The sequence below is a fragment of the Pontibacter sp. SGAir0037 genome, assembly GCF_005491705.1.
GTDB lineage: Bacteria > Bacteroidota > Bacteroidia > Cytophagales > Hymenobacteraceae > Pontibacter.
In genome coordinates, this window is the sequence record NZ_CP028092.1 from 2,478,654 (window position 1) to 2,503,035 (window position 24,382).

22 protein-coding genes are annotated in these 24,382 nt (G+C 46.8%); 14 read left to right on the forward strand and 8 right to left on the reverse strand.

The window, feature by feature from the left end; translation table 11 throughout:
- Nucleotides 1–32: 32 nt before the first annotated feature.
- From C1N53_RS10090 to C1N53_RS10115, 6 genes are read left to right on the forward strand one after another with little or no spacing between them, the layout of a single operon-like run.
- Nucleotides 33–995: a stage II sporulation protein M gene (locus C1N53_RS10090; RefSeq protein WP_137759189.1), complete on the forward strand. Its 963-nt coding sequence runs from the start codon at nt 33–35 to the stop codon at nt 993–995.
- Nucleotides 976–1,863 carry a hypothetical protein gene (locus C1N53_RS10095; protein WP_137759190.1) on the forward strand — a complete coding sequence of 296 codons (888 nt, stop codon included), beginning with the start codon at nt 976–978 and terminating at the stop codon, nt 1,861–1,863. Before C1N53_RS10090 ends, C1N53_RS10095 begins: the two co-directional genes overlap by 20 nt.
- The gene (locus C1N53_RS10100; protein WP_137759191.1) at nt 1,847–2,596 is read left to right on the forward strand and encodes a DUF4129 domain-containing protein; all 750 of its coding nucleotides are present in this window, start codon (nt 1,847–1,849) and stop codon (nt 2,594–2,596) included. Before C1N53_RS10095 ends, C1N53_RS10100 begins: the two co-directional genes overlap by 17 nt.
- Nucleotides 2,593–3,795 (forward strand): DUF4350 domain-containing protein, encoded by a 1,203-nt coding sequence (locus C1N53_RS10105; protein ID WP_137759192.1) that lies wholly within the window; start codon nt 2,593–2,595, stop codon nt 3,793–3,795. Before C1N53_RS10100 ends, C1N53_RS10105 begins: the two co-directional genes overlap by 4 nt.
- Before the next feature lie 2 nt (nt 3,796–3,797).
- On the forward strand, nt 3,798–4,784 hold the full coding sequence (locus C1N53_RS10110; RefSeq protein ID WP_137759193.1) for a MoxR family ATPase: 987 nt from the start codon (nt 3,798–3,800) through the stop codon (nt 4,782–4,784).
- Nucleotides 4,784–6,115, forward strand: a complete 1,332-nt coding sequence (locus tag C1N53_RS10115; RefSeq protein ID WP_137759194.1) for a DUF58 domain-containing protein — start codon at nt 4,784–4,786, stop codon at nt 6,113–6,115. The genes C1N53_RS10110 and C1N53_RS10115 overlap by 1 nt, the downstream gene beginning before the upstream one ends.
- A gap of 29 nt (nt 6,116–6,144) precedes the next feature.
- Here C1N53_RS10115 and C1N53_RS10120 read toward each other — a convergent pair whose 3' ends face one another.
- From C1N53_RS10120 to C1N53_RS10140, 5 genes are all read right to left on the reverse strand, one after another.
- A complete protein-coding gene (locus tag C1N53_RS10120) occupies nt 6,145–8,970 on the reverse strand; it encodes a TonB-dependent receptor (RefSeq protein WP_137759195.1) in 2,826 nt (941 codons plus the stop codon).
- Nucleotides 8,971–9,155: 185 nt separating this feature from the next.
- Nucleotides 9,156–9,917 (reverse strand): LytTR family DNA-binding domain-containing protein, encoded by a 762-nt coding sequence (locus C1N53_RS10125; protein WP_137759196.1) that lies wholly within the window; start codon nt 9,915–9,917, stop codon nt 9,156–9,158.
- Nucleotides 9,914–11,017 (reverse strand): sensor histidine kinase, encoded by a 1,104-nt coding sequence (locus tag C1N53_RS10130; protein WP_137759197.1) that lies wholly within the window; start codon nt 11,015–11,017, stop codon nt 9,914–9,916. The genes C1N53_RS10125 and C1N53_RS10130 overlap by 4 nt, the downstream gene beginning before the upstream one ends.
- 296 nt (nt 11,018–11,313) lie before the next feature.
- On the reverse strand, nt 11,314–12,333 hold the full coding sequence (locus tag C1N53_RS10135; protein ID WP_137759198.1) for a kelch repeat-containing protein: 1,020 nt from the start codon (nt 12,331–12,333) through the stop codon (nt 11,314–11,316).
- Nucleotides 12,334–12,356: 23 nt separating this feature from the next.
- On the reverse strand, nt 12,357–13,733 hold the full coding sequence (locus C1N53_RS10140) for a DUF4270 family protein (protein ID WP_137759199.1): 1,377 nt from the start codon (nt 13,731–13,733) through the stop codon (nt 12,357–12,359).
- Between the two features lie 350 nt (nt 13,734–14,083).
- On the opposite strand from C1N53_RS10140, the gene C1N53_RS10145 reads away from it, so the two are divergent.
- Nucleotides 14,084–15,628 carry a serine/threonine-protein kinase gene (locus tag C1N53_RS10145; RefSeq protein WP_137759200.1) on the forward strand — a complete coding sequence of 515 codons (1,545 nt, stop codon included), beginning with the start codon at nt 14,084–14,086 and terminating at the stop codon, nt 15,626–15,628.
- Between the two features lie 54 nt (nt 15,629–15,682).
- On the opposite strand, the gene C1N53_RS10150 is transcribed toward C1N53_RS10145, so the two are convergent.
- Nucleotides 15,683–16,789: an MBL fold metallo-hydrolase gene (locus C1N53_RS10150; RefSeq protein ID WP_137759201.1), complete on the reverse strand. Its 1,107-nt coding sequence runs from the start codon at nt 16,787–16,789 to the stop codon at nt 15,683–15,685.
- A 42-nt stretch (nt 16,790–16,831) separates the two neighbouring features.
- Complete coding sequence (locus C1N53_RS10155) at nt 16,832–17,092, reverse strand: hypothetical protein (RefSeq protein ID WP_137759202.1); 261 nt, start codon at nt 17,090–17,092, stop codon at nt 16,832–16,834.
- Nucleotides 17,093–17,329: 237 nt separating this feature from the next.
- On the opposite strand from C1N53_RS10155, the gene C1N53_RS10160 reads away from it, so the two are divergent.
- The 7 genes from C1N53_RS10160 (at nt 17,330) to C1N53_RS10185 (ending at nt 22,954) form a co-directional block, all read left to right on the forward strand.
- Nucleotides 17,330–17,959, forward strand: coding sequence for an HAD family phosphatase (locus C1N53_RS10160; protein ID WP_137759203.1), 630 nt, complete (start codon nt 17,330–17,332; stop codon nt 17,957–17,959).
- Nucleotides 17,960–18,115: 156 nt separating this feature from the next.
- On the forward strand, nt 18,116–19,774 hold the full coding sequence (locus tag C1N53_RS10165) for a carboxylesterase/lipase family protein (RefSeq protein ID WP_137759204.1): 1,659 nt from the start codon (nt 18,116–18,118) through the stop codon (nt 19,772–19,774).
- Nucleotides 19,775–19,968: 194 nt separating this feature from the next.
- Nucleotides 19,969–20,769 carry a HipA family kinase gene (locus C1N53_RS10170; RefSeq protein ID WP_137759205.1) on the forward strand — a complete coding sequence of 267 codons (801 nt, stop codon included), beginning with the start codon at nt 19,969–19,971 and terminating at the stop codon, nt 20,767–20,769.
- Nucleotides 20,747–21,130 (forward strand): DUF3037 domain-containing protein, encoded by a 384-nt coding sequence (locus C1N53_RS10175; RefSeq protein WP_137759206.1) that lies wholly within the window; start codon nt 20,747–20,749, stop codon nt 21,128–21,130. The genes C1N53_RS10170 and C1N53_RS10175 overlap by 23 nt, the downstream gene beginning before the upstream one ends.
- Before the next feature lie 442 nt (nt 21,131–21,572).
- Nucleotides 21,573–22,148 carry a zeta toxin family protein gene (locus C1N53_RS10180; protein WP_137759207.1) on the forward strand — a complete coding sequence of 192 codons (576 nt, stop codon included), beginning with the start codon at nt 21,573–21,575 and terminating at the stop codon, nt 22,146–22,148.
- Nucleotides 22,141–22,311: a hypothetical protein gene (locus C1N53_RS22530; RefSeq protein ID WP_168194008.1), complete on the forward strand. Its 171-nt coding sequence runs from the start codon at nt 22,141–22,143 to the stop codon at nt 22,309–22,311. The genes C1N53_RS10180 and C1N53_RS22530 overlap by 8 nt, the downstream gene beginning before the upstream one ends.
- 94 nt (nt 22,312–22,405) lie before the next feature.
- Nucleotides 22,406–22,954 carry a hypothetical protein gene (locus tag C1N53_RS10185; RefSeq protein ID WP_137759208.1) on the forward strand — a complete coding sequence of 183 codons (549 nt, stop codon included), beginning with the start codon at nt 22,406–22,408 and terminating at the stop codon, nt 22,952–22,954.
- Between the two features lie 150 nt (nt 22,955–23,104).
- Here the strand turns inward: C1N53_RS10185 and ltrA are convergent, their stop codons facing one another.
- Nucleotides 23,105–24,343 (reverse strand): group II intron reverse transcriptase/maturase, encoded by a 1,239-nt coding sequence (gene ltrA, locus C1N53_RS10190; protein WP_137757598.1) that lies wholly within the window; start codon nt 24,341–24,343, stop codon nt 23,105–23,107.
- Nucleotides 24,344–24,382 lie beyond the last annotated feature (39 nt).

A 24,382-nucleotide genomic window follows, 5' to 3' on the forward strand; every position in this document is an offset into this window, starting at 1 on the left:
GCTATATTTGAAAACAATAAAAATAAAATTCAGTGCGGGAAGCAGCTTTTATAAAACAAAACCGGCCAAAGTGGAAGTTATACGAGACTGATATAACTTCTAATCCCGATATACTGGCTGAGAGGTTTATCGAACTTACCGATGATCTTTCCTATGCCCGCACCTTTTACCCTGAGTCCGAAATGACAGCTTACCTGAACAACCTGACAGGTAAATTTCACCAGGCCATCTACAAAAACAAAAAAGAGAAAGGAAACCGCTTTGCGGAGTTCTGGAAGTACCGCCTGCCCTTTTTGGTAGCCCAACATCACCGCCAGTTGCTTTACGCTTTCCTGATTTTTGCAGTCGCCTGTTTTATAGGTGCTCTTTCCGCAGCGCTAGACGATACGTTTGTGCGCCTGATCCTGGGAGATGAGTATGTAAACCGCACCCTCGCCTACATCGAAAGCGGCGACCCGATGGCTGTGTACAAGCAGTCCGGTGAAACAGAAATGTTCCTGATGATAACCTTCAACAATATTAAGGTGGCTTTTCTTGCCTTTGTATTCGGAGTCTTTTTTTCGATAGGCACCTTTTGGGTAATTTTTCAGAATGGCATTATGCTGGGTGCTTTCCAGTATTTCTTTTACAAGCAGGGCTTGCTGCTAACCTCTGTGCTTACCATCTGGATACACGGCACACTCGAAATATCGGCCATTATACTGGCAGGTTGTGCCGGTTTTGTGATGGGTAACAGCCTCCTGTTTCCGAAAACCTACTCCCGCCTTACTTCCTTTAAAAAGGGAGCCAGAAACGGGTTAAAAATAGTGGTAGGCCTGGTCCCCATTTTCATTACTGCAGGCTTTCTGGAAGGCTTTGTTACCAGACATACCGAAATGCCTATGCCCCTGAGTATAGGAATCATTCTTATTTCTGCAGTTTTTATTCTATATTACTTTATCATATACCCTCGCCTTTTGCTTAACAGAAATTCTCATGCGGAAACAGATCATTAATTTCAGGGAAGAAAGAGAACTTGGCCAGAACATCAACGCGACTTTTAGCTTTATCAGGCAGAATTTCAAATTACTGTGTAAATGCATTTTGTTCTTTGCAGCTCCCTTTGCTTTGCTTTCCGGTATTTTCAACGGCTTGTATCAGTCAAGGCTATACCAGGTATTAGGCGATGACCGGCCGTACAGCACCTATGGCGAGTATACCTTCTTTAACCAGGTAACTTCCCTTAATTACCTGGTATCAATTTTCTTCTCAGTGGTAAGTTTTGTGATGATGGGGCTGGCAGTGTACTGTTACATGCTGGAGTACATGGATAACGAGGGGGAAGCAACAACAGAAGGTGTATGGGCCCGGTTTAAAGCCAATGCTATTCCGCTTTTGTACGCTACCATCGGGGCCGTTATTATAACTACGATCGGGCTACTGCTCCTGGTCATACCGGGTATTTATGCAGCCGTTACGCTTTCTGTTTTTATGATGGTGCTGCTGCGCGAAGAAATAGGGTTTATAGAAGGGCTGGAACGTTGCCTTTACCTGATCAAAGGCAACTGGTGGTCTACTTTTTTCCTGCTTTTTGTGATAGGCTTAATTCAGGGCATCATCAATGTAGTGCCTGCGATCCCGGCTTTTATTCTGCCATTTTTGGGCGCCTTGGAACTGCCCGGCAGCACAAATACTTTGATTTCTATTATACTGGTTTCCATCAGCTCAGTACTGGGTATATTTATCTATAGCATTTCCATAATTGCAGCTGCCTTTCAGTATTTCCATTTGGTAGAAGTAAGAGACGGTATTGGCCTGATGGAGCAGGTAGCCCTGATAGGCCAGAGCACAACCAGATTCGAAGCGAATGAAGGCGATTATTAGCAGGCCCGGTTTCTTTGCCCTGATACTGATGCTGCATCTCCTGTTCGGAGCATGCGGGCATGCGTATGCCGCTGTGCAGGCAAAAGAAATCCCCTCTGATAATTCTCCCATAGAAGTTCGCTATCCCGCAGCAGAAAAGCTTCAAGCGTTCAGGAACGATAGCGACTTTCAGTACAAAGTGCTGCAGCCCCCCCCGGTTTCGTTCTGGGATAAGATTAAAGCCAGGATCAACCATTTTTTGAGGCGCTTGTTTGGAAATGAGAAAATGGGCCCTTACTGGAAATACCTGGGATATGCCTTTGCACTTGGCATTACGGTTTTTGTCGTGCTGAAACTGTTAAAAGTAGATTTTACGGGGCTGTTTGGCAAAAGCGGAAATCCGATGCAGGTGCCTTACGAAGCATACCAGGAAAATATACACGAAATGGATTTTGAGGGAATGCTGGCTGAGGCTATCCAGCAGCAGGACTATAGAAGGGCCATCCGGTTATACTACCTGCAAAGCCTTAAAACCCTTACCGACAGCACTTTTATACACTGGACACCTGGCAAAACAAACCGTAGCTATTTAGCGGAGATAGAGAACAGACAGGTTCAGAAAGAGTTTGGCAAAGTAACAAACCTCTTCGAGTATGTGTGGTATGGCGGATCTGCCATCACAAACCAGCACTTTGAGCATTCGCGCCAGACTTTTGCAGATTTCCATCACCTTATCCGGCAGCACACATCATGAAAGGCTATAAAAAATACCTGTTTATGCTGGGGCTGTTGTTTGCCGCTTTCGTGGCTGTAGAATATTTCAGGCCGAAACCAGTTGACTGGAGCCACACCTTTGCCAGCAAAGATAAAATTCCGTACGGCACATACATTACGTACCACCTGCTGCAGGACATATTTAAAGGCCAGTCGGTTTCAGCCAGCCGATTGCCTGTCCTCAACCAGTTGGAGTTAAACCCTGACTTTAAGGGCAGCTATATTTTTATTAACCATTCGTTCGAAGCTGATAGTTTAAATCTGAATGCCATGCTGGATTTTGTGCAGCAAGGAAATCAGGTATTTATAGCAGCAGAGTACTTTTCCGAAAACCTGGAAGACACCCTCGGCTTCTCAACGGACTACCTGGAGTACAACAAAGCTTCGGATACACTGCATGTGCAGTTTACAAATGCCAGCTTAAAGGCTCCCGCTTTTAAATTTCCCAACGATGCCCTGGAAAGCTATTTTGTGATTGACAGCCTCCAAAACCAGCTCGCACTCGGGAAAATGTCTTCAGGCGAACTTAACTTTATCAAGATCCCTTTTGGCCGGGGTGCTTTTTACCTCAGCTCTGTGCCTCTGGCCTTCACGAACTTATATTTGCTCGACAAAAGCCAGACCGCCTATGCCGCCATTGCCTTCTCTCATTTACCTGTTCAGCCTGTGCTCTGGGATGAGTACCAGAAAATAGGCAGTTTCGACAATACTTCTGTTATCAGGGTGCTGGTAAGCCACGAAGCGCTTGGTTGGGCATACTATATAGCCCTGTTTGCGATAGTACTGTATGTTCTTTTCGAAAGCAAACGCACGCAACGCATTATTCCGGTGCAGGAGCCACCCCAAAACACTACGCTGGAATTTGTGCAGGTAATCGGAAATTTATATTTTAACCATAAGAACCATAAAACCATTGCCGAAAAAAAGATTAACTTCTTCCTGGAGCATCTCCGCAGCCACTACTATGAAAATGCTCATCAGCAAGATGAAGAGTTACAGGAAAGGATAGCTTCCAAATCCGGAGCTGACATAAGCCTGGTGCAGGCAATCTTTGAGAAAATACACCATATCAGAACCAGCGATACCATTACAGAACACCGGTTGCTGGACCTGAACAAGCAGTTAGAAGAATTCTACAACCAAACCAGCGTGAAGCCAATGGCGACCCGCTCACATTAAATATGGAAGAAGCACTAGAAGGACTTGAAACACAAACTGATTTTTCGGCTTTACATGAAGCAGTTGAAGGAATACAAACAGAACTCAGGAAAGTAATTGTAGGGCAGCAGCAATTTATAGACCTGCTCCTGGTGGCCCTGCTCTCCGACGGACACGTGCTGATAGAGGGGCTGCCTGGCATTGCTAAAACACTTACGGCTAAAATGCTGGCCCGCACCGTAGATGTAGATTTTAACCGTATTCAGTTCACTCCCGACCTGATGCCTTCCGATGTACTGGGTACTTCTGTTTTCCACCCAGGCTCCGCCTCCTTTGAGTATAAAAAAGGTCCGATCTTTTCGAACCTGGTGCTGATAGACGAGATAAACCGTGCCCCTGCCAAAACACAGGCTTCGCTGTTTGAGGTTATGGAAGAGCAGCACATCACCCACGACGGTGTATTGTACCCGATGAGCTCTCCGTTTATGGTACTGGCCACACAAAATCCCATTGAGCAGGAAGGCACCTATCGGCTGCCGGAAGCACAGCTCGACCGCTTTATGTTTAAGATACTGGTTGAATACCCTACGCTGGAGCAGGAACTGGCCATCCTTACAATTCATCACACCGAAAAAAACAGGAAGGAAGAGCTCGAAAATGTGAAAGCCGTTTTAACGGCAGAACAGGTTGCATCGCTCAGAGTACAGGTAAAAGGTGTTCACGTAGAAGCCAACCTGCTGGAGTATATGGTGCAATTGGTCGGGCAAACACGGGCCAATAAGTCGTTGTACCTCGGTGCATCGCCCCGTGCCTCTATAGCTTTGCTGAACAGCTCCAAAGCGCTGGCAGCCATAAGGGGCAGAGGATTTGTAACGCCGGAAGATATACAGGAACTTGCCCCGGCAGTATTGCGCCACCGGATCCTGCTCACACCGGAAAAGGAAATGGAAGGCATCACGACTGATGAGGTGATCAAGCAAATTATTCAGAAAACAGAAGTACCGCGCTAGTGCAGTTCATCCGCAGCTTATACTTTACCCAATACCTGTTCTACGGCCTGACAACGGCGGTAGGGCTTTTTTTGCTTGCCTTTGTTTTTCCGGCATTGCTCTTACTGGTAAAAGTAGCCTTCGGTGTATTTGTAGTATTGGCCTTACTGGACATGCTGGCTCTGTTCAGCCAGAGCAAAGGCGTGTTTGCCCGTCGCAGCATGGCAGAGAAGCTCTCGAACGGCAGTTACAACGATATACTTATTTACCTGGAAAACAAATATGCCTTTCCGATACAGGCAGAAATAATAGATGAGCTGCCTTTCCAGTTTCAGAAGCGCGATAATCTCTTTAAAGCCCGTGTTGAATCAGGTTATACCCAGGTTATACATTATACGCTCCGGCCCACCAAGCGAGGCAGCTATCGGTTTGGCGCTATCAATGTGTTTGTAAACGGGCCGTTAAAGCTTGTTAAGAAACGTTACCGCTTTGCGCAGGACCAGGAGGTGCCGGTATATCCGTCCTTCTTACAGATGCAGCAGTATGAGCTGCTGGCGATTACTAACCGCCTGCATGAAATGGGTGTAAAGAAAATCCGCCGGATTGGCCATAGTGCTGAATTTGAGCAGATACGCCCTTATGTAGCAGGCGACGACCAGCGCACGATTAACTGGAAAGCGTCTGCACGAAAATCGGAACTGATGGTTAACAGTTTTCAGGATGAAAAGTCGCAGCAGGTTTATTGCATGATCGATAAAGGCCGCGTAATGCAGATGCCTTTCGAAGGGCTTACGCTTCTTGATTATGCCATTAATGCCTCGCTGGTGCTTTCCAACATTGCCCTTCGCAAGCAAGATAAAGCCGGTATACTTACTTTTTCCGAAATGATCAGCAACATTGTGCCGGCTGAGCGCAAGGCAACACAGCTAAACCGCATTATGGAGGTGCTTTACAACCAGAAAACAAGATTTCTAGAATCTGATTATGAGCTTTTGTACGCAGCCCTTCGCAACAAAGTAAAGCAGCGAAGCCTGCTGCTGCTCTTTACTAATTTCGAAACGCTGAATGGTGCTAAAAGGCAACTGCCTTACCTACGCAAAATTGCCAAGCACCACCTGCTGCTCGTGGTCTTTTTTGAGAACACCGAGCTGCAGGCACTGCTACAGCAATCGACAGACAGCACAGAAGAGGTTTATGTAAAAGCCATCGCCGAGAAATTTGATTATGAGAAAAAGCAGATCGTGAAAGAGCTCCGGCAGCATGGCATTCAGTCTATCCTCACATCGCCCCGGCACCTCACTGTAAATACCATCAACAAGTACCTCGAGTTTAAATCCAGGGGAATGGCATAGAAAGACTACTTGGTTCTCCTGCGGGCATTTTACCCGTTGCCCGGAGGCGGAGGAGGTGTGCCGCCCGGAAACCCTCCCGGTGGTGGTCCCGGAAAGCGGTTGTTGTCTTCTGTCGGAGTTGCTGCTCCTCCAAAGTTCCGCAGGTTATAGGTAAAGGTGAGCATAAAGAACCGCTGCAATACACTCGATTGTACATCCGAAATATACTGAGCTGCAACTGTACGCTGTATGCTTACATTCTGCTTCAGCAGGTCGTTTACACTCAGGCTGATTTCCGCCTGCTGGTTGCGCAGTATCTTTTTACTGATACTCATGTTCCATAGCAGATAGTTCTGGTTATATCCTTCCGATAAGCCTGTGTTGAGTACATGATTAAGCTCTGTTCTGTATACTATTCCTTTCCAGAAATTCCAGTTATACTTAAGGCTGGTGTTCTGGCTAAAGTAATTGTTATTCAGTTCGGGTTGCAGGGTATTATGCACCATACTATAAGTAGAGTTGGTAGATACGGTAAAATCTATTTTCTCGCTTATATTGCTGCTCAGGTTAATGCCTACTCCTACATTGGGCGTATTGGCGAAGTTTAAAGCGGTTGTGTAGCCAGGGGTACGGGTATAACCAATGCTACCATGCAGCCCCAGGTTAGAGCTGATAAGAGGCAGAGGCTGCCCGTAGTGGAAAAAGCTACGCAGGTTCAGGTAGCCATACAGGTTTACAGGCTGGCTTAGCTGCTGCCCTCTCTCCAAAATCTGCCCGTTTTCAAGCACAATATCCGCTGTGGTAGCCCTGGTGATACGGCTGGTAATATAATCCTGCACAACAGAACCAAAGAAACCTACAAAAAAGACCCTGTTTGTTTCCAGGTCGAAGTTGCGCAGGCCCATTCTGAAGTTATGCTGGTAACTCTGCACCAGTTCCGGGTTGCCCTGTGAAAGCATTAAAGGATTAGAGTTATCAACTACGTCCTGCAGCTGTTCTACCCCAGGTGCCACTGTACTGGTGGAGTAGTTAAAATCAAAGTTCTTGGTCTGGGAGATTTTGTAATCTACTTCGGCGGCAGGCAAGACATTAATAAAAGACTTTGTAAACGCATCGCCTGCTACCGGAAACTGACGCCTATTCTGCAGTTCAGACGTCTGATACTGCAGTCCTGCCCGTAGCCGAAGCTTGTTGTTACTGTACTGGTAACCTGCTCCTGCCCTTTGTGTAAAGTAGTCGCTTGTGAAGGCATTGCTCAGTGTATTGTTTAAGTCGCTGTAAGCTGCCTCCTGCTCTGCATAGTCGTAGGTTTTCGTATCAGAATTTCTGTGTTGGTTTCCGATGCTATACTGCCATTGCCATTGCCCATACTGCCCCTGGGGTTCGGTATAGGTCAGGTTTCCCTGCCAGTTCAAACTACTTGCTTCGGAATTGCGCAACTGGTTCAGCACGGATTGGCTGGCATCCGCTTCTCTGAAGAAAATGGAATTTGCCAGCAACGATCTGTCGCTATTGCTTTGGCTGAAGCTGGTTGTGAAGTTAGATGAAATTGTACGACCAGGTTTGCCGAATTTGTGGCTGAAGTAGATATCGTTTTTAAACGTATAGCTGGTGTTATCGGAAGCGCTGGTGTTTTCGGTTTCGCTCAGATTACCATTTATGTTAGTTGTTTTACCTGTTGTTTCGGCTGAAGCAGCATTGTGCTGCCATGTAAGCGAGGGTGTTATAAGCAGCCTGTTATTGTCATTTATCTTGTAGTCTAACCTAAAATTCAATTGCTGGTTCCGGGTGGTGGTGGCATTCAGCTGGTCTTCGGTATACACCTGACCTGAATCGGCGGGGAGTGTATAAAGCTGCGAAAGAAACTGGTTGTTCTGTATACTTCTTTCTGTATAGTTATAATTGCCGCTCACTTCTATCTTACTTCCCCAGCTATCGCTAAAGTTAAGGCCTAAAGTATTTGTCGATATCAAGCCTGTTGTAGTGCCTCCTCCCGAAGGTGGTCTTCTGCCCCTCATACCGCCTCCTGGTGTCTCCCCTACCGAAAAATCGAGCAGGTTCATGTTGTTTGTCAGCCCAGTAAATGTCAATCGCCTGTCGCCTTTAAAGGTATTGATGCTGGCCCCGATCATGTAGCGGTCATCTGTTCCGTATCCGGCAGATGCTTTGCCGAAAACACCGTTTCGCCGGTCTGCTTTTGTCACAATATTGATGGTTTTCTGCTCATTGCCATCATCTACTCCTGTCAGCTCCGCCTGGTCGCTTTTTTTATCGAATATCTGTATCGAAGCAATTACATCGGCCGGCAGGTTACGCAGTGCCGCGGCAGGGTCATCACCAAAGAAGCGCTTTCCGTCTACCAGCACCTGCTTTACGTCCTGCCCCTGCGCCTGCAGGCTGCCATTCTGCATGGTAATGCCAGGCAGCTTCTGCACCAGGTCTTCGGCACTGCCATCCGGAGCTGTTTTAAAGGCGCCTGCATTAAACTGGGTGGTATCTCCTTTCTGCTCTCCCAGTGGCACGCGCCCCATTATCACCACTTCTTCGGTTACCGTACTAGCTTCTTCCAGGTAAATAATGCCCAGCGGTATACCATCGTCTTTGATGGTGATGTTTTTAGTGAAAGGTTTAAATCCAAGATAGTTTACTTCGAGGGCATATACCCCGGGCGCTACATTGGCAAACCTGAAGTTTCCGAGGTGGTCGGTGGCGGTACCTGTTTTCTGATCAAAGGTTATGCGTGTGAGTGTAACATTTGCACCCGGTAGTGCTTCCTTTGCTATAGCGCTTTTTACGGTGCCGGCTATATACAGGCCCTGCGCCTGCGCCTGCCAAAAAGCCAGCATGGCTATTATCAGAACAGCTATCTTCTTCATTGCTTCTTAATCTTTCTGTAAATCCTGTTGAAAGTGTAGTTCTTACCGGTTACAATTATTAAGTATTCAGCAAAAACTAACGAAACAAAGATCGATGATAGAAGAAGGCTCTTCAATGGAAAGGTAGCCGAAACGGACAAACAAGAGGGTTGAACGTCCTTAGCCGCTGCTGGCTCTCCGGCATATTACTGGCCTGCGAGCCAGTTCAGGAACATAGGGCTTTTCGCTTTGCTGACGATCACGTCTTCCTGGAGCGGCACTTTCAGGGCTACATGCAGTTTTCTGCCAAAGTACTGCGACGCTTCTCTTACTGCCTGATGGTTTACCAGAAACTGCCGGTTAGCCCGGAAGAACTGCTCTCCCAGCATCTGCTCCAGTTCGTCCATGGTATAGTTCACAACAAAGCTTTTCTGGTCGAAGCACAGCACTCTGGTTAACTGGTTATCGAGGTAAGCCAGGGCAATTTCGCCAATAGAAAGCGGTATGATCTTGTCTCGCTGGTATACCAGTATCGAGTTTCTTTTTTTGGAGCTTGTATGCTCGAACAACTGCAGGAGTTTAGAGAAAGGCTCTCCCGTGCCCGAGAATTTTTCCTGCAGCTGCTTATACTTATGAATGGTAGCCCGGATGGTTTCTGTCGTGAAAGGCTTTAGCACATAATCAATACCATTGGCTTTAAAGGCATCCAGTGCGTAGGCATCAAAAGCCGTACAGAAAACAACAGGCGTAGTTGTGTGTACAGCATTAAAAATTTCGAAGCTCAGCCCGTCACCCAGTTGTATATCCGAGAAGATCAGATCCGGGAAACTGTTTTTGCTGAAATAGGCGATAGCTTTTTTTACCGAAGGCAAAATGGCCTGCACCTCTATATGCTTATCTACCTGCTGTAGCGTATACGCCAGGTCTTCGGCCATCAAAGATTCATCCTCAATAATAACTACTTTCATTTGTGTAAAATGGGTAACTGAACTATAAAACTTTCTTCCGTTTCTAAAATGTTGATGCCCTTTCCAAAAAGCACGTTGTAACGCTCTGACAGGTTTCTAAGTCCTATGCCTGAAAAGGGCTCATGCACCGGCTTTGTCTTTTTATTGTTTGTAACTACCAGGCAATCGTCCTTTACATAGCGGATGCAGATTGTAAGTGGCTCCTCTTCTGTAAAACCATTGTGTTTAATAGCATTTTCAACTAAAAGCTGCAGCGCAAACACGGGCAGGTAAGCTGATTCCATCTGTTCTTTCGGAACATCAATCCGGTACTTGAAAGCATCTTTAAAGCGGACTTTCTGCATCTCCAGGTAATCGATGCATAGTTTCAGTTCATCCCGCAGCGGTACAGTATCTTGGCTGTCGCTGGTAAGAGAGGCTCTCAGGAACTCTGATAAACGCAGCAGGTAATCTTCCGCTTCCCGGGCATCTCTTCTTATAAGCGATTTTAACGTGTTCAGAGAATTGAAGAGGAAATGGGGCTGCAGCTGGTGCTTTAAATGCTGGTGCTGCGCCTGTATACTATTCATTTTTAGTTGCGTATTCTCCAGTTCTATCTGCGACTTGTTGCGGTTCAGAATTACGAGGTCCAGGATAATGAGGACAATTGTGTTGTTGGTGATACCTGCAATAAAAGGGAAAAACAGGGCCCTCCCATACCTCGGATCCAGCGAAACCTGCCCCAGTATGGTGAAATACAGTATAATCAGGATAAACATGCATACATAACTGACGGCATAGCGAATGATGTGCCGGGTCTTTTCCTGTAGCTTCAGTTTTTGAAAACGTGTATAAAGCCAGATGTTCATTACCCAGAACGTGAGCATCATAAGCGTGTTCACCAGTATATTAAAGCCCAAAGACATATGAACACGCTGGTCTGGTAGGCGTGGCCGGAAGCCGGGCGGCATATCACCAGGCGGCGGAAGATGCGGCCGCTCCATAAAAGAGAACTGCGAAGTAATGAGCAAATGAATAACACTAAACACCCCGAAGAACAGCGAAGTGATAATGGCTACAATAAGTAAATCCTTAATGTAGTTATTTTGTTGTTTTGTCATATTCCGGAACTTGTAATCACAACCATTTTCCTGCACCAGATAAAGCAGTCTGTGTAGGGTAAAGCAGCCCTTTACCGCAATGCGGAGCAATTAACCTTGCAGAGCTGCCTGAAGATAGAGGAAATACGCCTTATACAAAAGTAAATGTTCCAAAGCCGATAAACGGCATTCTCAGGGTGAGGCAGGCAAAAATGCTTCTGTAATAACCAATCCCGAATTTAAAAAGGAAGCCTGACCAAGAACATGAACGAATCATCCCCTGGCCAGGCTATCAGTCAACCTTTACTTTATTTTATTTACTCACCGTCGCTGTTCAGGCTCGGATTGTACTTCCACATATCGTCGAAGTTATAAGTACTGTAAGCGCCTGTTACCACATAGCCATAGTTGCCAATGGCAAAAGCAACGGCAGATTCTCTAGCGGTACCCGACAAAGATGTTCGCTGTGTCCAGATATCGGTTGATGGTTCATACTCCCACACATCACCCATGATCGAACCGGTTGTTCCTCCCACCAGGTATCCTCTGCCTCCGATCTCGAATGTAGCAGCAGAAGCTCTCGGGCTTGGGAAAGACTCTACATCGGTATCTCTGTCGGTGCTGTTCAGGCTTTTCATTTTTCTCCAGGTATCTGTTTCGGGAGTATACTCCAGGAAGTCTGCCTCGTAAATGCCATTGTTCCTGCCTCCGCCAATGTATCCTTTTCCGTTTAGCGTAAAGGCAAAGGCATACAATCTTTTGGCTCCTATCAGGCCAACCTTTTCCTGCCACTGGCCGGTAGCAGGGTCAAACATCCAGAAGTCTTTCAGGTGATTGCCATCGTACCCGGCTCCAACATACCCTTTGTCGGCAATTGCCAGCGCTACAGCTCCATAGCGGGCGGTACCCGGAAAATCTGCTACCTGTGTCCAGGTATTGGTTTCAGGATTATATTCCCAGAAATCCTTAAACGATTCGCTGGCATCATAACCAGTGCCCACATACCCTTTGCCATTTGCAGCGAAACCAACCGCTCCGCTTCTGGCTTTGCCCGGGAAATCTGCTTTTCTTGTCCAGGAGCTTTTAGCCGGATCAAATTCCCAGAGGTCGGTTAACCGGGACTTTCCATCGTAGCCGGTGGTTACATATACTTTGTCACCTATGGTAAAGGAAACAGCACTTTTACGTGCTACTCCGGCAAAATCAGAATCTTTTGTCCAGTAGCCAATCGTGGTACTATCGTCCTCATCATCGGAGCAGGAGGTGGTTACAAAAACAGATAAAACAAGCAGGAGCAGGTAAAGCGACCTGTTACGTAAAATTAAATTACTTTTCATGTGTCAGATTAAAATTGGAAGTATTATTGAAGTTTAGTATAGTATATTTTCAGCTTTACACGATTGCTTTCGTGCCCTTTGCCTCCGATTACCAGGCGGCTCATCGTTTTTGTAAAGCTGGATGGTGGCTCAGCCAGTAAAAGTCCTTTTCCGGAGTACTGGGTTTCGGTTAGCTTGCCAACCAGGTACTGCGTTATGTTAAACTGGTACTTCGATTTAACATTATATTCTTTATCCTCTGTTACAGTAGCCAGCTGCACTTCCGATGACGAGTAATTAGCCAGCAGTTGTGAGACAGGTGTATTGCTTTGGTCAGCTTCGTATAAGGTTAGCGACGTTGGCAGTATGTATGGGGAAGCATATGTGCCTGCCACGGGCTGGATTTCCAGCACGGCTCCATTAATCAGGTAAGGGTTCAGAATGGCTTTGAGATCAGCCAGGTAAGGAAATGTTAGTTTTACCATTACACCGGTTCCGGCTTGTGTAAAGCCCATATTACCTGTAAGGTCGCTGGAAAGCGGTTCCCCGCCCCGCACTATGTTTCGCAGGTAAGACGAACTGAAGTCATTTACCATTTGGTTATACTGGGAGCTTCCGGTTGTAACCGGGAAATCGTAGTAGGCACTGGTGGTTTCTTCTCCTTCCTCATAGTAGTTGATCCTGATGGCAGCACTCGCAGCATTAAAACCAACAACAGCGGCCCCTGCGTTTGTCCGGAGTTGCAGGCCCTTGAAATAGTTCTGAAACTCCTCCTCTACCAGGAAAGTACTGCTGCCGGCCATTATCAGGTTCATCCATTCCTGCCCCAGCACATCGGGCAATGGAATATGAAGGGTATCGCTGCTATTCGGCCTCGGCTTGAAAATATAGGTGGCAAGCGGCTGTGCAGTATAGCCTGTCTTGCTGGTATTGTAAAGCCCGGAGCTGGTATAAAAATAGGAGTCGGAGGTTTCGGTTCCCACGGCCGGCGACAAGCTTCTTTCCGTGATATTCTCACTTAGCCTGTGTACCTGCAGGGTAATGTATTCGGTGGAATCGCCGTAGTAATAGCCACTATAGGGCAAGAGCAGCTCCAGCGACTTATACGCTACGGTATTGCTCAGAGAAATACCGCCCCCTAAACCAAGCTTAAAAACTGCATTGGCTTCTGCTTTTCCTAACCAGGCATCCTGGTAGCCTCCTACCAGCACACTGCCCGTACCGGAGGAAACAACAGAATCCAGCAAAACGGTGGAAACCTCTACTGTTACCGTATCTGTATACATAGAAGATAAATCTTCTTCCAAGAGATTCAATCCTATTTCTTCAGGACTATCGCATGCCGAAAGCAGCACGATTAAACAGAGCAACAGGCTTATGCCTGATCTCCGGGGAAAACCACAACAAAGGATTCTTTTCATTTAACTTTTATCAGCGTATGATGTAGCTGCAGCCATTGTGTATGTACTGCAGCAGTTGCAAAGGCTGTATTGCCTTTGCAACTGCACAAATTTTGCCTGAAGCGCAGCCGGTTCAAATAAAAAGAGAGGTGAAGCGGACAAAATGCGCTGTAAAGCAGACAGGGTATACAGGCAGCAGAGGGTGGCTGTAAATGCTGATTCAGGGTTTTGTTAGTAACCTGCCTCATTCTTTCCGCAAGTGTACTTAGATAACAAGGAATTTAATACTTTAAAAATCCAGTTCTACCGTATAAGAGTACAGCTAGCCTTGCACAGGCAGATGCTCACACGATCTTTTAGGAATAATAATTATGCTTACATTACAAAAAAACGACGTTTTTGCAGAGCGTTATCTCTTAAAGGAATTAATTGGAACACGTGGTATTTCTGAAGTCTGGATAGCAGCAGACTTACAGGAAAACAACGCTGTTGCAGCCCTTAAAATCTTTGTTCCCCGTGGAAGAATGGACAATAACACCCTGGAACAGCTAAGAGAAGATTACCTGCAAATCCGGGACATCCATCACCCTCACCTCCTCGGATTTCACCAGTTTGCGGTGCATGATAACACAGCTTACCTGGTGATGCCTTATATGGCCAACGGCTCTCTCAGCCAAAAGCTTCTGGCTGAGGGAACGCTACCGGAACAGGAAATGGCCCGGGTAATTTTGCAGATCGGAAGTGCATTGGATTACCTGCACAAACAGCAGCCTCCGCTGCTACACCGTCAAATTCACCCAGATAACATACTGTTGACAGAAAACGGAGATTATGTATTGGCTGATTACGGCCTGCGAAACCGAACCCGCAGCTCGCTTTATAAAGCGATTGGCCAGACAGGCTCACTTACCAATGCCTATACACCTCCCGAACTTTTTACAGCCAAACCTACGGCCAACGAAGCAGGCGATCTGTTTGCATTTGGAGTAACCCTGTATGAGCTATGCTCCGGCGAAACACCATGGGCAGGCAGCGGAGGACTTGCCCTGCAACAAGGTGCCTCGGTACCTTACCCATCCGATACCTATGCAGCTACACTGACCAATATTATCAGATCCTGTATGCACCCGGAATGGGACAAAAGACCATCAGCGGCAGAGATAGCCGCAGAAGGAGAATACTTTCTGCAGAACAACAGCTGGAAAAGCTACGGGCGCTTTGGTATAGTAAAAGTTACAGCCGTCGAATATAAAAAAGCCAATCCGCTAAAAAGGGCTATAGTAGCAGCAGCTGCTGTACTGGTGCTGCTGGCTATTGGTTTCTTTGTATATGACAACCATTTTAAAGCCATAGAAGATAACTCCTTAGCCGATACAACCACTATGTCGGGCGATGCTTCCCTGGAGGCTGTAAATACCGGCCATGTAACGGATAAAGTACCCGAAGAAACAAGTGCCCCCGCGCCAGTTGCCAAAGCAACGACTCGTCGTACGGCCAGCACTGAAAGAGCCGGCACCTCCGCGGCGGCAAATCCTGCCCCGGAAAAAAGAGCAAGCCCAAAATCTAATGCAAAAAAGGCTTCAACACCTGTTGCCCGGCCTGCCCGAAAAAAGGAAAGGCCGTCGCCAAAAGTATCGTACCCGACACCAACTTCGCTGGAAAATTACCTGGCACAGCTGCAGAACGGTGCTATTCCAATTGAGGTAAGAGAGCGATGGAAATCCAATGCCCTGCAGTATTTTGCCCCTCAGGCAGCTGTTAACTATATGGTAAACAACAGGCTGGCGGGTATTCTCAGCCCTGCCGAACTGGTGGACATCCTGCTAAGCTCTGACAGTACCAGCACCTACCGGATAGGCAACACCCGAACTGATGAATCGGGAAAGGTAGAAGAAATTAGCATGCATGTACAGTAAAAGCAGAAGCGCCGCTTTTTAAAGCGGCGCTTCTGCTTTATAGACCATTATGTATCAGAGCTGAAGCACCTCTCCTACTGCCGGTAATAGCAGTTCGCTTGCAAACGCCCCATCAGCTTTCAATTGCCGGATCAGCCTTTCCGGTTCCATCAAAGGTTCGTCTGACAAGTCGAAGGTACCAAAGTGCATCGGCAGCAGGTAAGCTGGTTTCAGGTCTTCACACGCCTGGGCTGCCTCTTCGGGGTGCATGTGCGACGGCCCCATAAACCAGCGGGGAGCAAAGGCTCCGATACCGGCAATATAATAATCTACCTGGCCAAATACTTCGCGCACCTGTTTTACATGGCTTCCGTAACCGCTGTCGCCTCCAAAGTATATCTTTTTCCCCCCGGCTTCGAGCATAAAGGCTCCCCACAATGTTGTGTTCGTATCGCTAAGGCCTCTCCGTGCCCAGTGCCTGGTAGGCAAAAAGCTGATTTTCACCTTCTCTTCATCTGTTTTATACTGCTGGTACCAACCTGCCGCCTGCACCTTTTCAGAAGCGGTCCATTTACGGATCAGCGTGTCAAGCTGCAGGCCGCACAGCCAGGTTGCTTCCGGGTTCTGCTTTGCCAGTAGCTTAATGCTGCTTTCATCGCAATGGTCGCGGTGGTCGTGGGAGATCAGGATATAATCCAGCCCGATGAGCTGGCTCTTCTCCAAAGGCAGCTCTGAATACCGCTTCATGGTAAACGAAGGCGAATCCAGCACAGGATCAATCAGGATTTTCAACCCGTTCAGGTGTATCAGAAAACAGGCGTGCCCCAGCCACACTATGGTGTTATCGCCTATTTTTTGCAGCGACTGCTGCTTTACCACAGCCAGCCGGCTGCTATCGGTCTTCTTGGTGGCTTTGTAAAAATTCCTTTCTGTCTGCCATTTCAGCACATCGCCAAAACGTGGCCAGAATGGGAACTCGTGGTTCATGAAAAGACCTTTCTGATCGAGTGGAGTACCCGGCCAGTTGTAGTCACTCAGCAGATTCTTTAGTTGAGGGTTGTGCGTATAGCTGTTTGCCACGGGTGTATAACTGGTTGCTTTATCATAAGCGAAAAGAAAGCTCGGAACAGCTACTGCAAGTCCTCCTACAGTAATACTGCTCAAAAACCTTCGTCTTTTCATGTGTGCCTCTTTTATTGTGCAGCTAAAACCGCTGCTTCACGTTTAGTTATCAATTAATAAATGCTGTACATCAATGGCATCGGTATAAGGATCGAGAACCTGCAGTGCCGGTGCCTCCTGGTGAAAAGAACCCACCACTCGCAGCCCCTTACCTGACCATAACTCTACAAAATGATTGTTGAGCTGATACAAAGTAATTTCCCACTCCAGGTGTTGTCGCTGGGCCACCATGGTGCCCTCCTTCATTAAAACCTCTGCCTGGCTCCACAACGGAAGCCGCTTAAACATAGAAAACTCTAACATACCTACTTCTTCTGACTTTGTAAAGCCAACAACAGCACTATTTCTTTAGGCAATTATTTAGTTGTTGCCTGCCCATACTCCTGCTGCCAGCCAGTAAATTTTCGTATAGGAACAAGTTCTATACAAGGTAAAGCTAAAACGAGTATCAACTGATAAACGTGCCTTAGATTTATTTTTTCCGTATCAGTAGCTACAGTTATCAAAAGCCACAGAAAGAAAGTTTAAAACAACAACCATATGGAGCAGGCGCAGGAAAATGTACGTGTAGTAGCTTTCGATTTGAATGGCACCTTTTACAACAAAAGTTCGAAAGATGAGTTTTATGCTTTCATCTGTAAAAAACGACCAAAGCGAATAAAGTACTATTTCGAGATGCTTTACTATAAGCTTCTGAAGCAGATGCACCAGATGAACCATACAGAATTTAAAGAGAACTTTTTTAATTATCTGGATGATCTGACACCGGAGCAGGTAGAGGCCTATGCCACTGAATTCTGGCAGCAGGAGTATCCCGCTCATTTTAACAAGAAAATAAAGAACCGGCTGGATGCACTGAAGCAGGAAGGAGTTGTAACGTACTGTGCCACTGGCGGATTAGAACTTTACATAAAGCCTCTTTTCGAAATGTATAAGGTAGATGGCTATGCCGGCACCAGAGTAGCGTACCATAACAAAACTTATCTTGTACAGGGAAAAGCCTGTAAAGCAGAGGAAAAACTTGAGCGCCTCGAAAAGTTTCTGGAAGGCAAACCCTACACAATAGTAGAAGCATATTCCGATAGCAGGGAATCTATTCTTGACAAAGCAGAAAAAGCCTATCTGGTAGAGAATGGAGAGCTTAAGCCTTACCAGCAGGATCAGGCATAAAAACTTCTGCTAGAAGGGTAACAAAATAATCTGAAATGAATTTAAATTTTCATTATGTAATTTTGACATAATGAAAATAATTTCTATCATTACTCTATCGTTAAAGACTGCTTTTCTTACTGGTTCTGTTCGTTCACCTTTTCAATAGCACAATGTATGCACTACTTAAAAAGATTTAGTTTTCTGTTGCTGTTGGCCATGCTCTTGGCTCCAATGGCAGATGCCCAAACCAAAAGCAAGGCATCGGGTACTTTAGCAGCTAACCAGGCTAAAACTGTTAATGGTATTGTAGAAGGTACTTTAGAGGCAAGCGGCATCCGTTTGTTTAAAGGTGTTCCGTTTGCTGCGCCTCCTGTAGGCGAACTTCGCTGGCGCGAGCCGCAGCCCGTTCAGAACTGGCAAGGCGTGCGAAGCGCCAAAATGTTTGGTCCGCGTGCCATGCAATTGCAGGTGTTCGGCGACATGGGTTTCCGTTCCGACGGCATGAACGAAGATTGCCTGTATCTGAATGTATGGACTCCGGCTAAATCTGATAAAGAAAAATTACCGGTGCTGGTATACTTTTATGGCGGCGGGTTTGTAGCCGGTGACGGTTCAGAGGGCCGTTACGATGGCGAAAGTATGGCACAGAAGGGTATAGTTGCCATTACAGTAAACTACAGGCTGGGTGCCTTCGGCTTTTTTGCTCACCCGGAACTAACGCAGGAGTCGCCTCATAAATCGTCTGGCAACTATGGGTACATGGACCAGAATGCAGCGCTGCAGTGGGTAAAGAAAAACATTGCCGCGTTTGGGGGCGATCCGGCTAAAGTAACCATTGTCGGTGAATCGGCTGGCTCTATATCTGTTAGCGCCCAGATGGCTACCCCGCTTTCTAAAGGCCTGATAGCTGGTGCTATCGGCGAAAGTGGTGCATTGCTTAATTCCAGCCTCGATCCTGTACCACTTGCAAAGGCCGAAGAAAACGGAGTAAAATTTGCGACCAGTATAGAGAAAAACTCACTTAAAGAACTGCGGGATATGCCGGCCCAGGAACTGCTTGAGGCAGCCGGAAAACTGGGGATAGGTCATTTTACCTCTACGATAGATGGTTATTTTTTCCCGAAAGCTCCCGTAGATATTTTTGCTGCAGGAGAACAGGTTAAAGTGCCGCTTCTGGCTGGCTGGAATTCCGAAGAGATGAATTATATGGTTGTGCTGGGTAGAGAGCAACCTACCGTACAGAATTTTCAGAATGCCGTCAGGAGATTGTACCCGAACAATGCCGAAGAGATTTTAAAGGCTTACCCTGCAGCTACAGATGCAGATGTGGTACAGGCAGCTACCGACCTGGCGGGCGACCGTTTTATTGCCTACAGCACCTGGAAGTGGTTAGACCTGCACCATAAAACTTCGGGTGAGCCGGTATACAGATACTTGTTTTCGCGCCCGCGCCCGCCTATGACACCTGAAATGGGCAATGCCACAGCCGGACTTGCCGGTGGCGTTGTAAAAGAGGAAGATCCGAATGCCTTTAAAATGCCTCCTGCCCGTGGTGCCGTACATGCTGCAGAAATCGAGTATGCTATGGGCAACTTAAGGTATAACAACGTATACGCCTGGACACCAGACGACCATAAGGTATCGGAGGTAATGCAAAACTACTTTGCCAACTTTATAAAAACAGGCAACCCCAATAGTAAAGGCCTACCGGAATGGCCGGCACTGGGCAAGGGTACCAATGCGCAGGTAATGCACATCGATGTTAAAACCGGAGCGCAGCCTGATAAAACAAAGTCACGCTACCAGGTACTCGACAAATTGCATACAAAATAAGCTTCCCCGCAAACACCTATTATCTCACCTTAAAGCCGGAGCCAACCCTGCAGCAGTACTGTTGCCTGTGGTTGGCTCTTTTATTTTTTAAGCGCACCTGAATTTTCTATTTTTGCCCCGTACGATGCCTGTTTCGCCGGTTTACAGTTCTTTAGCGGCAGGTAGCGTATACTCCCATCGTGAAAACCAATAAAATGAAATATAGCCCACCAGAGATCAGAACGGTGCAGGTAGTACGTTATGTAACGCCCCTGCGCGAAGGAGGCTCTTTGCCAGCACTTGTAGAGGCTGATGATGACTTTCTGTATGTTATAAAATTCAGAGGAGCCGGACAAGGTGTCAAAGCCCTGATTGCAGAGCTGATCGGCGGTGAAATAGCCCGGGCTCTTGGCTTTAAGGTTCCTGAAATTGTTTTCATGACGCTGGATGAAGCCTTTGGGCGGACAGAGCCTGATGAGGAGATACAGGACCTGCTCCGTGCCAGCGAAGGATTAAACCTGGCGCTGCATTACCTTTCCGGATCTATTACATTTGATGCCCTGGTTACAACTGTGGATGCAACACTGGCCTCTCAGGTGGTGTGGCTGGATTGCCTGATCACAAATGTTGATCGCACGCCCCGTAATACTAATATGCTCATGTGGCACAAAGAACTATGGCTGATAGACCACGGCGCCTCCCTCTATTTCCACCACTCCTGGCAAAACTGGGAAGAACAGGCAAAGCGGCCTTTTGCACAGATAAAGGACCATGTGTTGCTTCCTCGTGCCACAGCATTAGAGGCTACCGACACTGCTTTTCGCGCTATCCTGACACCGGAACGTATACGAGCAATTGTTTCCCTGATTCCGGACGAATGGCTTTTAAGTGCAGATTCGCCATTTGAGACTGCCGAAGAGCACCGCCAGGCTTATTACCAGTTCCTGGAAACCAGAGTTTCCCATTCAGAAATATTCATCAAACAAGCGCAGCATGCAAGAGAAGCACTTATTTGAGTATGCCGTTATCCGGGTTGTACCCCGTGTCGAACGTGAAGAATTTCTGAATGTAGGGGTTATACTTTACTGTTCCTCCAAGGGCTTTTTACAAACCCTTTATACGTTGCGGGAAGAAAGGCTGAAAGCTTTTTCGGCTGACCTGGACCTGGAAGAACTGCAGGAACGGTTACGTGCTTTTGAACGCATCTGCAAAGGCCGTTCAGAGGGTGGAACCATTGGTCAGCTTCCTGTTGCCTCCCGCTTTCGCTGGCTCACGGCTACCCGTAGTACCATAGTACAAACATCTCCTGTGCACCCCGGGTTATGCCACGATCCACAGGAGATGCTTCAAAGGCTTTATACGCAGCTGGTCTTATAAGAAAAAGTTAGCTCTCCCCTATTATATTAATTACTGCTTAATTACTGCGTCCGATAGTCCGATCAGTATACCTCTGTTACAAGAACAGCATTTTGTTTCTCCGGCTGTGTATATTCTTTATACACAGCTGGCACTCTGTCAGCTACAGATTAGCGATATGCACTTTCCCTGTTGTACTGCTATTGAACCTGCCATGACTTGCATAAAATTTCGACGCTGCTTGATAATCTGCAGATTAGTGTTATATTAGTTCTTCGGTATGTTTAATGTGGATATAAGCCCGCTATGTTTAAAATTGAAAACCAAAACAAGCCAATACTACTCCACACATAGTGCGGATAGTAGGAGTAGTACTCCTGCTACACAGTAGTTGTGGGTAAGGCAAAAGATGAATTGCCAACAAATATGACAAAGTGGTGTATATTTGGTAAAGGAAAAACAAATGCCAAATTTATACATTATTTCGGGTTGTAACGGTGCTGGAAAGACAACTGCTTCTTTCACAGTTCTCCCCGAAATGCTAGGTTGCCGTGAATTTGTTAACGCAGACGAGATTGCCCGCGGACTCTCTCCTTTCCAACCAGAAAAGGTAGCCGTAGAAGCGGGAAGAATCATGCTTCAAAGAATTGACGAGCTACTAAAAAAGAAGGGTGATTTTGCCCTTGAAACCACACTTTCAACAAGAAGTTACGCGCAGACAATCAAGAGAGCCAGAGAAATTGGGTATAATGTTACCCTCGTTTACTTCTGGTTAGCATCTCCTGAGTTAGCCATTCAACGAGTGAAGAACAGAGTTGCAGAAGGTGGCCATCATATTACAGAAGAAATAATTCGTAGAAGATATAAAAAGGGAGTTAAAAATCTTTTTCAGTTATTCATCCCTATTTGCGACTATTGGATTATCATTGATAATTCACAGGCACCATACAACATAGTGGCAGAAGGGCAGGAAGATCAGGAGTTAAAAGTACAGAATCAATCAGTTTGGGAAAAGCTAGAAGCGTTGAGCCATGAATAAGAATAAGATAGATACAGTTGATTTAAGGAACAAGATTCTAAAGGGATTAGATCTTGCAGTTGAGAAGCTTATCCGCAGGAAACAAAAAGAAGACGGAGAACTTGTTTTCTCAAGGAATGGAGAAGTAGTGAGAGTGAAAGCGAAAGATTTAGCTGCGGAGTAAAAAACCCTTCCCACAACCCCGTGCAGCTTTAACCTTTGCTCCGCTTCAGGCTTCGGCTGCACAAAACCGTTGGCGGTCATTAATAAAATATTGAATGAAAGGATTAGCAAAATTTACTTTATGCTTTGCCTTACTATTTTGCCTTGTGAAGGCATTCGGGACAGATAAAAAACGGACAGAGCCAGAAGAGAGGATTCTGCTCAATAATTCAAAAGATTTACGATTTTCTTCCACCCAAAGCCTTGACAACTTTACCATCATATTAAAAGGAGAAGAAATCTTAGAAGGTGTAGTTACCTTCTCCATTAAAACTTCAAGTGGAAAAACAATCTACAAGGAAAGCTTTCCCGCCCGTGACCTGATTGGGTATGAAATAGTTGAAGAAAGCCCGACGAAGGAACAGGAGGAGGAAGTTGTCAAGAGGAGAATAAGAGAATTTTTCATAGAGGATAACTTCAGCTCTCCTGCCATAGCGACCGATGAGAAATATGAAGAGGATTATGCAGAAAAAAGTATCTGGAAAGATATAAAAGCTGATAGAACAGCCGTAGGATTCTTTTACAAAATCGGCGAGGAAGATATGCGCTGGATTGCTTATTCAAAAAAGGCAAAGAAGGTAGTTATGTACCACAATTGCTGCTAAAAAATAACGTCCGCCAATCGAGTAGCCCGCCGTGAGCAAAATTACTCACGGTGAGGCTCTCAGTCGAGTAGCGCAAGGGAACCTCCCCCTTACGCCCTCACAGAACCGTGCGTAAGACTCTCGCCTTACACGGCTCCTATTATCCAACCTTCACGGCCTTACTCCCAGCTGCCAGTGCGCAAACAGGTTCGGAATGGCCTTAGCCACCTTCCCCAGCCAATCGCTTGCTCTGATTTTATGGCCCTGCAGTTTCTTATACTTCTGCCTGGCCCAGCTCTTGAGTACAAGGTTCAAATATCTCAATACCTCATAGAGTTCCGATTTGTAGAAGTGTCCGTAGTAGTTAATCCAGCCTTTCAGAACTGGGTTGATTTCCTCGGCCAGCCTTGTCAGGCTGCTGCCGCTTCTGCTGGTCAACTTCCATGCCCTTATCCTTTCCCGGATTGCCTTCCTGGCTTTATCGCCAACTGCCGGTAAGAATCCGATAAAATATTTACCCTGCTTATTCCGTGACTTCCTGCTTCTGAATGTATAGCCCAGAAATTCAAAAGACATGTTCGGGTAACTTTTGCGTCGGTCCTCGTCCCTGCAGTAAACAATTTTGGTCTTCTCCGGGTGCATCTCCAAGCCACATGCCTTTAGCCTTTCTGCCAGTGCTTCTTTAAGCGCTATCGCCTGCTGCTCGGTGCTGCAGTGTATCACACAGTCGTCTGCGTAGCGCTCGAACGGGCAACCGGGATACTTTATCCGCAGCCACTCGTCCATGCAGTAGTGCAGAAACAGGTTGGCCAGCAGCGGACTGATGACTGCTCCCTGCGGAGTGCCCTTTGTCCTTTCTGTGGTTATGCCGTTTCTTTGCTGCACAGGTGTTTTGAGCCACCGCTCGATGTAGAGCAGCACCCATTTGCAGTCTGTGTGCCTGCGCACTGCTTTTAGGAGCAACTCGTGCGGGATGCTGTCGAAGAAGCCTTTGATGTCCAGGTCCAGAACCCAGTCCTGCCGCCAGCACCGCTGCCTGGCTTTGCCCACCGCTTCCAGTGCGCTTTTGCCCGGCCTGTACCCATAGGAGTCGTCATGGAACACAGGCTCCAGTACTGGTGCCAATGTCATGGTGACTACCATCTGGGCAATACGATCCGTAACAGTGGGTATTCCTAGTGGACGGGTGCCCCCGCCGCTCTTGGGAATTTCCACCAGTAAGACGGGTGCGGGCATATAGCTTCCCGAGCTCATTCGGTTCCATAACCGGTAAAGGTGATTTCTGCTGTCCTGGTCGAACTCCTCGAGGTTTAGCCCATCCACACCTGCGCTACCTCCGTTTTGTTTTACACGCAGGTAAGCCTGGTGCACGATGTGCTTTGAGATGGTAAATGGTTTTGTCTTAATCATGTCAGTACCTCCTGCAGGCTTACCTGCAGTTTTCTTTGT

Coding starts and splice junctions, on each gene's coding strand:
- C1N53_RS10120 (WP_137759195.1), bottom strand. CDS start 8,970: ATGAAGAAGATAGCTGTTCTGATAATAGCCATGCTGGCTTTTTGGCAG.
- C1N53_RS10135 (WP_137759198.1), bottom strand. CDS start 12,333: ATGAAAAGTAATTTAATTTTACGTAACAGGTCGCTTTACCTGCTCCTG.
- C1N53_RS10155 (WP_137759202.1), bottom strand. CDS start 17,092: ATGTTAGAGTTTTCTATGTTTAAGCGGCTTCCGTTGTGGAGCCAGGCA.
- C1N53_RS10180 (WP_137759207.1), top strand. CDS start 21,573: ATGCCAAATTTATACATTATTTCGGGTTGTAACGGTGCTGGAAAGACA.
- C1N53_RS10170 (WP_137759205.1), top strand. CDS start 19,969: ATGAAATATAGCCCACCAGAGATCAGAACGGTGCAGGTAGTACGTTAT.
- C1N53_RS10140 (WP_137759199.1), bottom strand. CDS start 13,733: ATGAAAAGAATCCTTTGTTGTGGTTTTCCCCGGAGATCAGGCATAAGC.
- C1N53_RS10105 (WP_137759192.1), top strand. CDS start 2,593: ATGAAAGGCTATAAAAAATACCTGTTTATGCTGGGGCTGTTGTTTGCC.
- C1N53_RS10175 (WP_137759206.1), top strand. CDS start 20,747: ATGCAAGAGAAGCACTTATTTGAGTATGCCGTTATCCGGGTTGTACCC.
- C1N53_RS10160 (WP_137759203.1), top strand. CDS start 17,330: ATGGAGCAGGCGCAGGAAAATGTACGTGTAGTAGCTTTCGATTTGAAT.
- C1N53_RS10100 (WP_137759191.1), top strand. CDS start 1,847: ATGAAGGCGATTATTAGCAGGCCCGGTTTCTTTGCCCTGATACTGATG.
- C1N53_RS10095 (WP_137759190.1), top strand. CDS start 976: ATGCGGAAACAGATCATTAATTTCAGGGAAGAAAGAGAACTTGGCCAG.
- C1N53_RS10185 (WP_137759208.1), top strand. CDS start 22,406: ATGAAAGGATTAGCAAAATTTACTTTATGCTTTGCCTTACTATTTTGC.
- C1N53_RS10165 (WP_137759204.1), top strand. CDS start 18,116: ATGCACTACTTAAAAAGATTTAGTTTTCTGTTGCTGTTGGCCATGCTC.
- C1N53_RS10145 (WP_137759200.1), top strand. CDS start 14,084: ATGCTTACATTACAAAAAAACGACGTTTTTGCAGAGCGTTATCTCTTA.
- C1N53_RS10110 (WP_137759193.1), top strand. CDS start 3,798: ATGGAAGAAGCACTAGAAGGACTTGAAACACAAACTGATTTTTCGGCT.
- C1N53_RS10150 (WP_137759201.1), bottom strand. CDS start 16,789: ATGAAAAGACGAAGGTTTTTGAGCAGTATTACTGTAGGAGGACTTGCA.
- ltrA (WP_137757598.1), bottom strand. CDS start 24,343: ATGATTAAGACAAAACCATTTACCATCTCAAAGCACATCGTGCACCAG.
- C1N53_RS10130 (WP_137759197.1), bottom strand. CDS start 11,017: ATGACAAAACAACAAAATAACTACATTAAGGATTTACTTATTGTAGCC.
- C1N53_RS10125 (WP_137759196.1), bottom strand. CDS start 9,917: ATGAAAGTAGTTATTATTGAGGATGAATCTTTGATGGCCGAAGACCTG.
- C1N53_RS22530 (WP_168194008.1), top strand. CDS start 22,141: ATGAATAAGAATAAGATAGATACAGTTGATTTAAGGAACAAGATTCTA.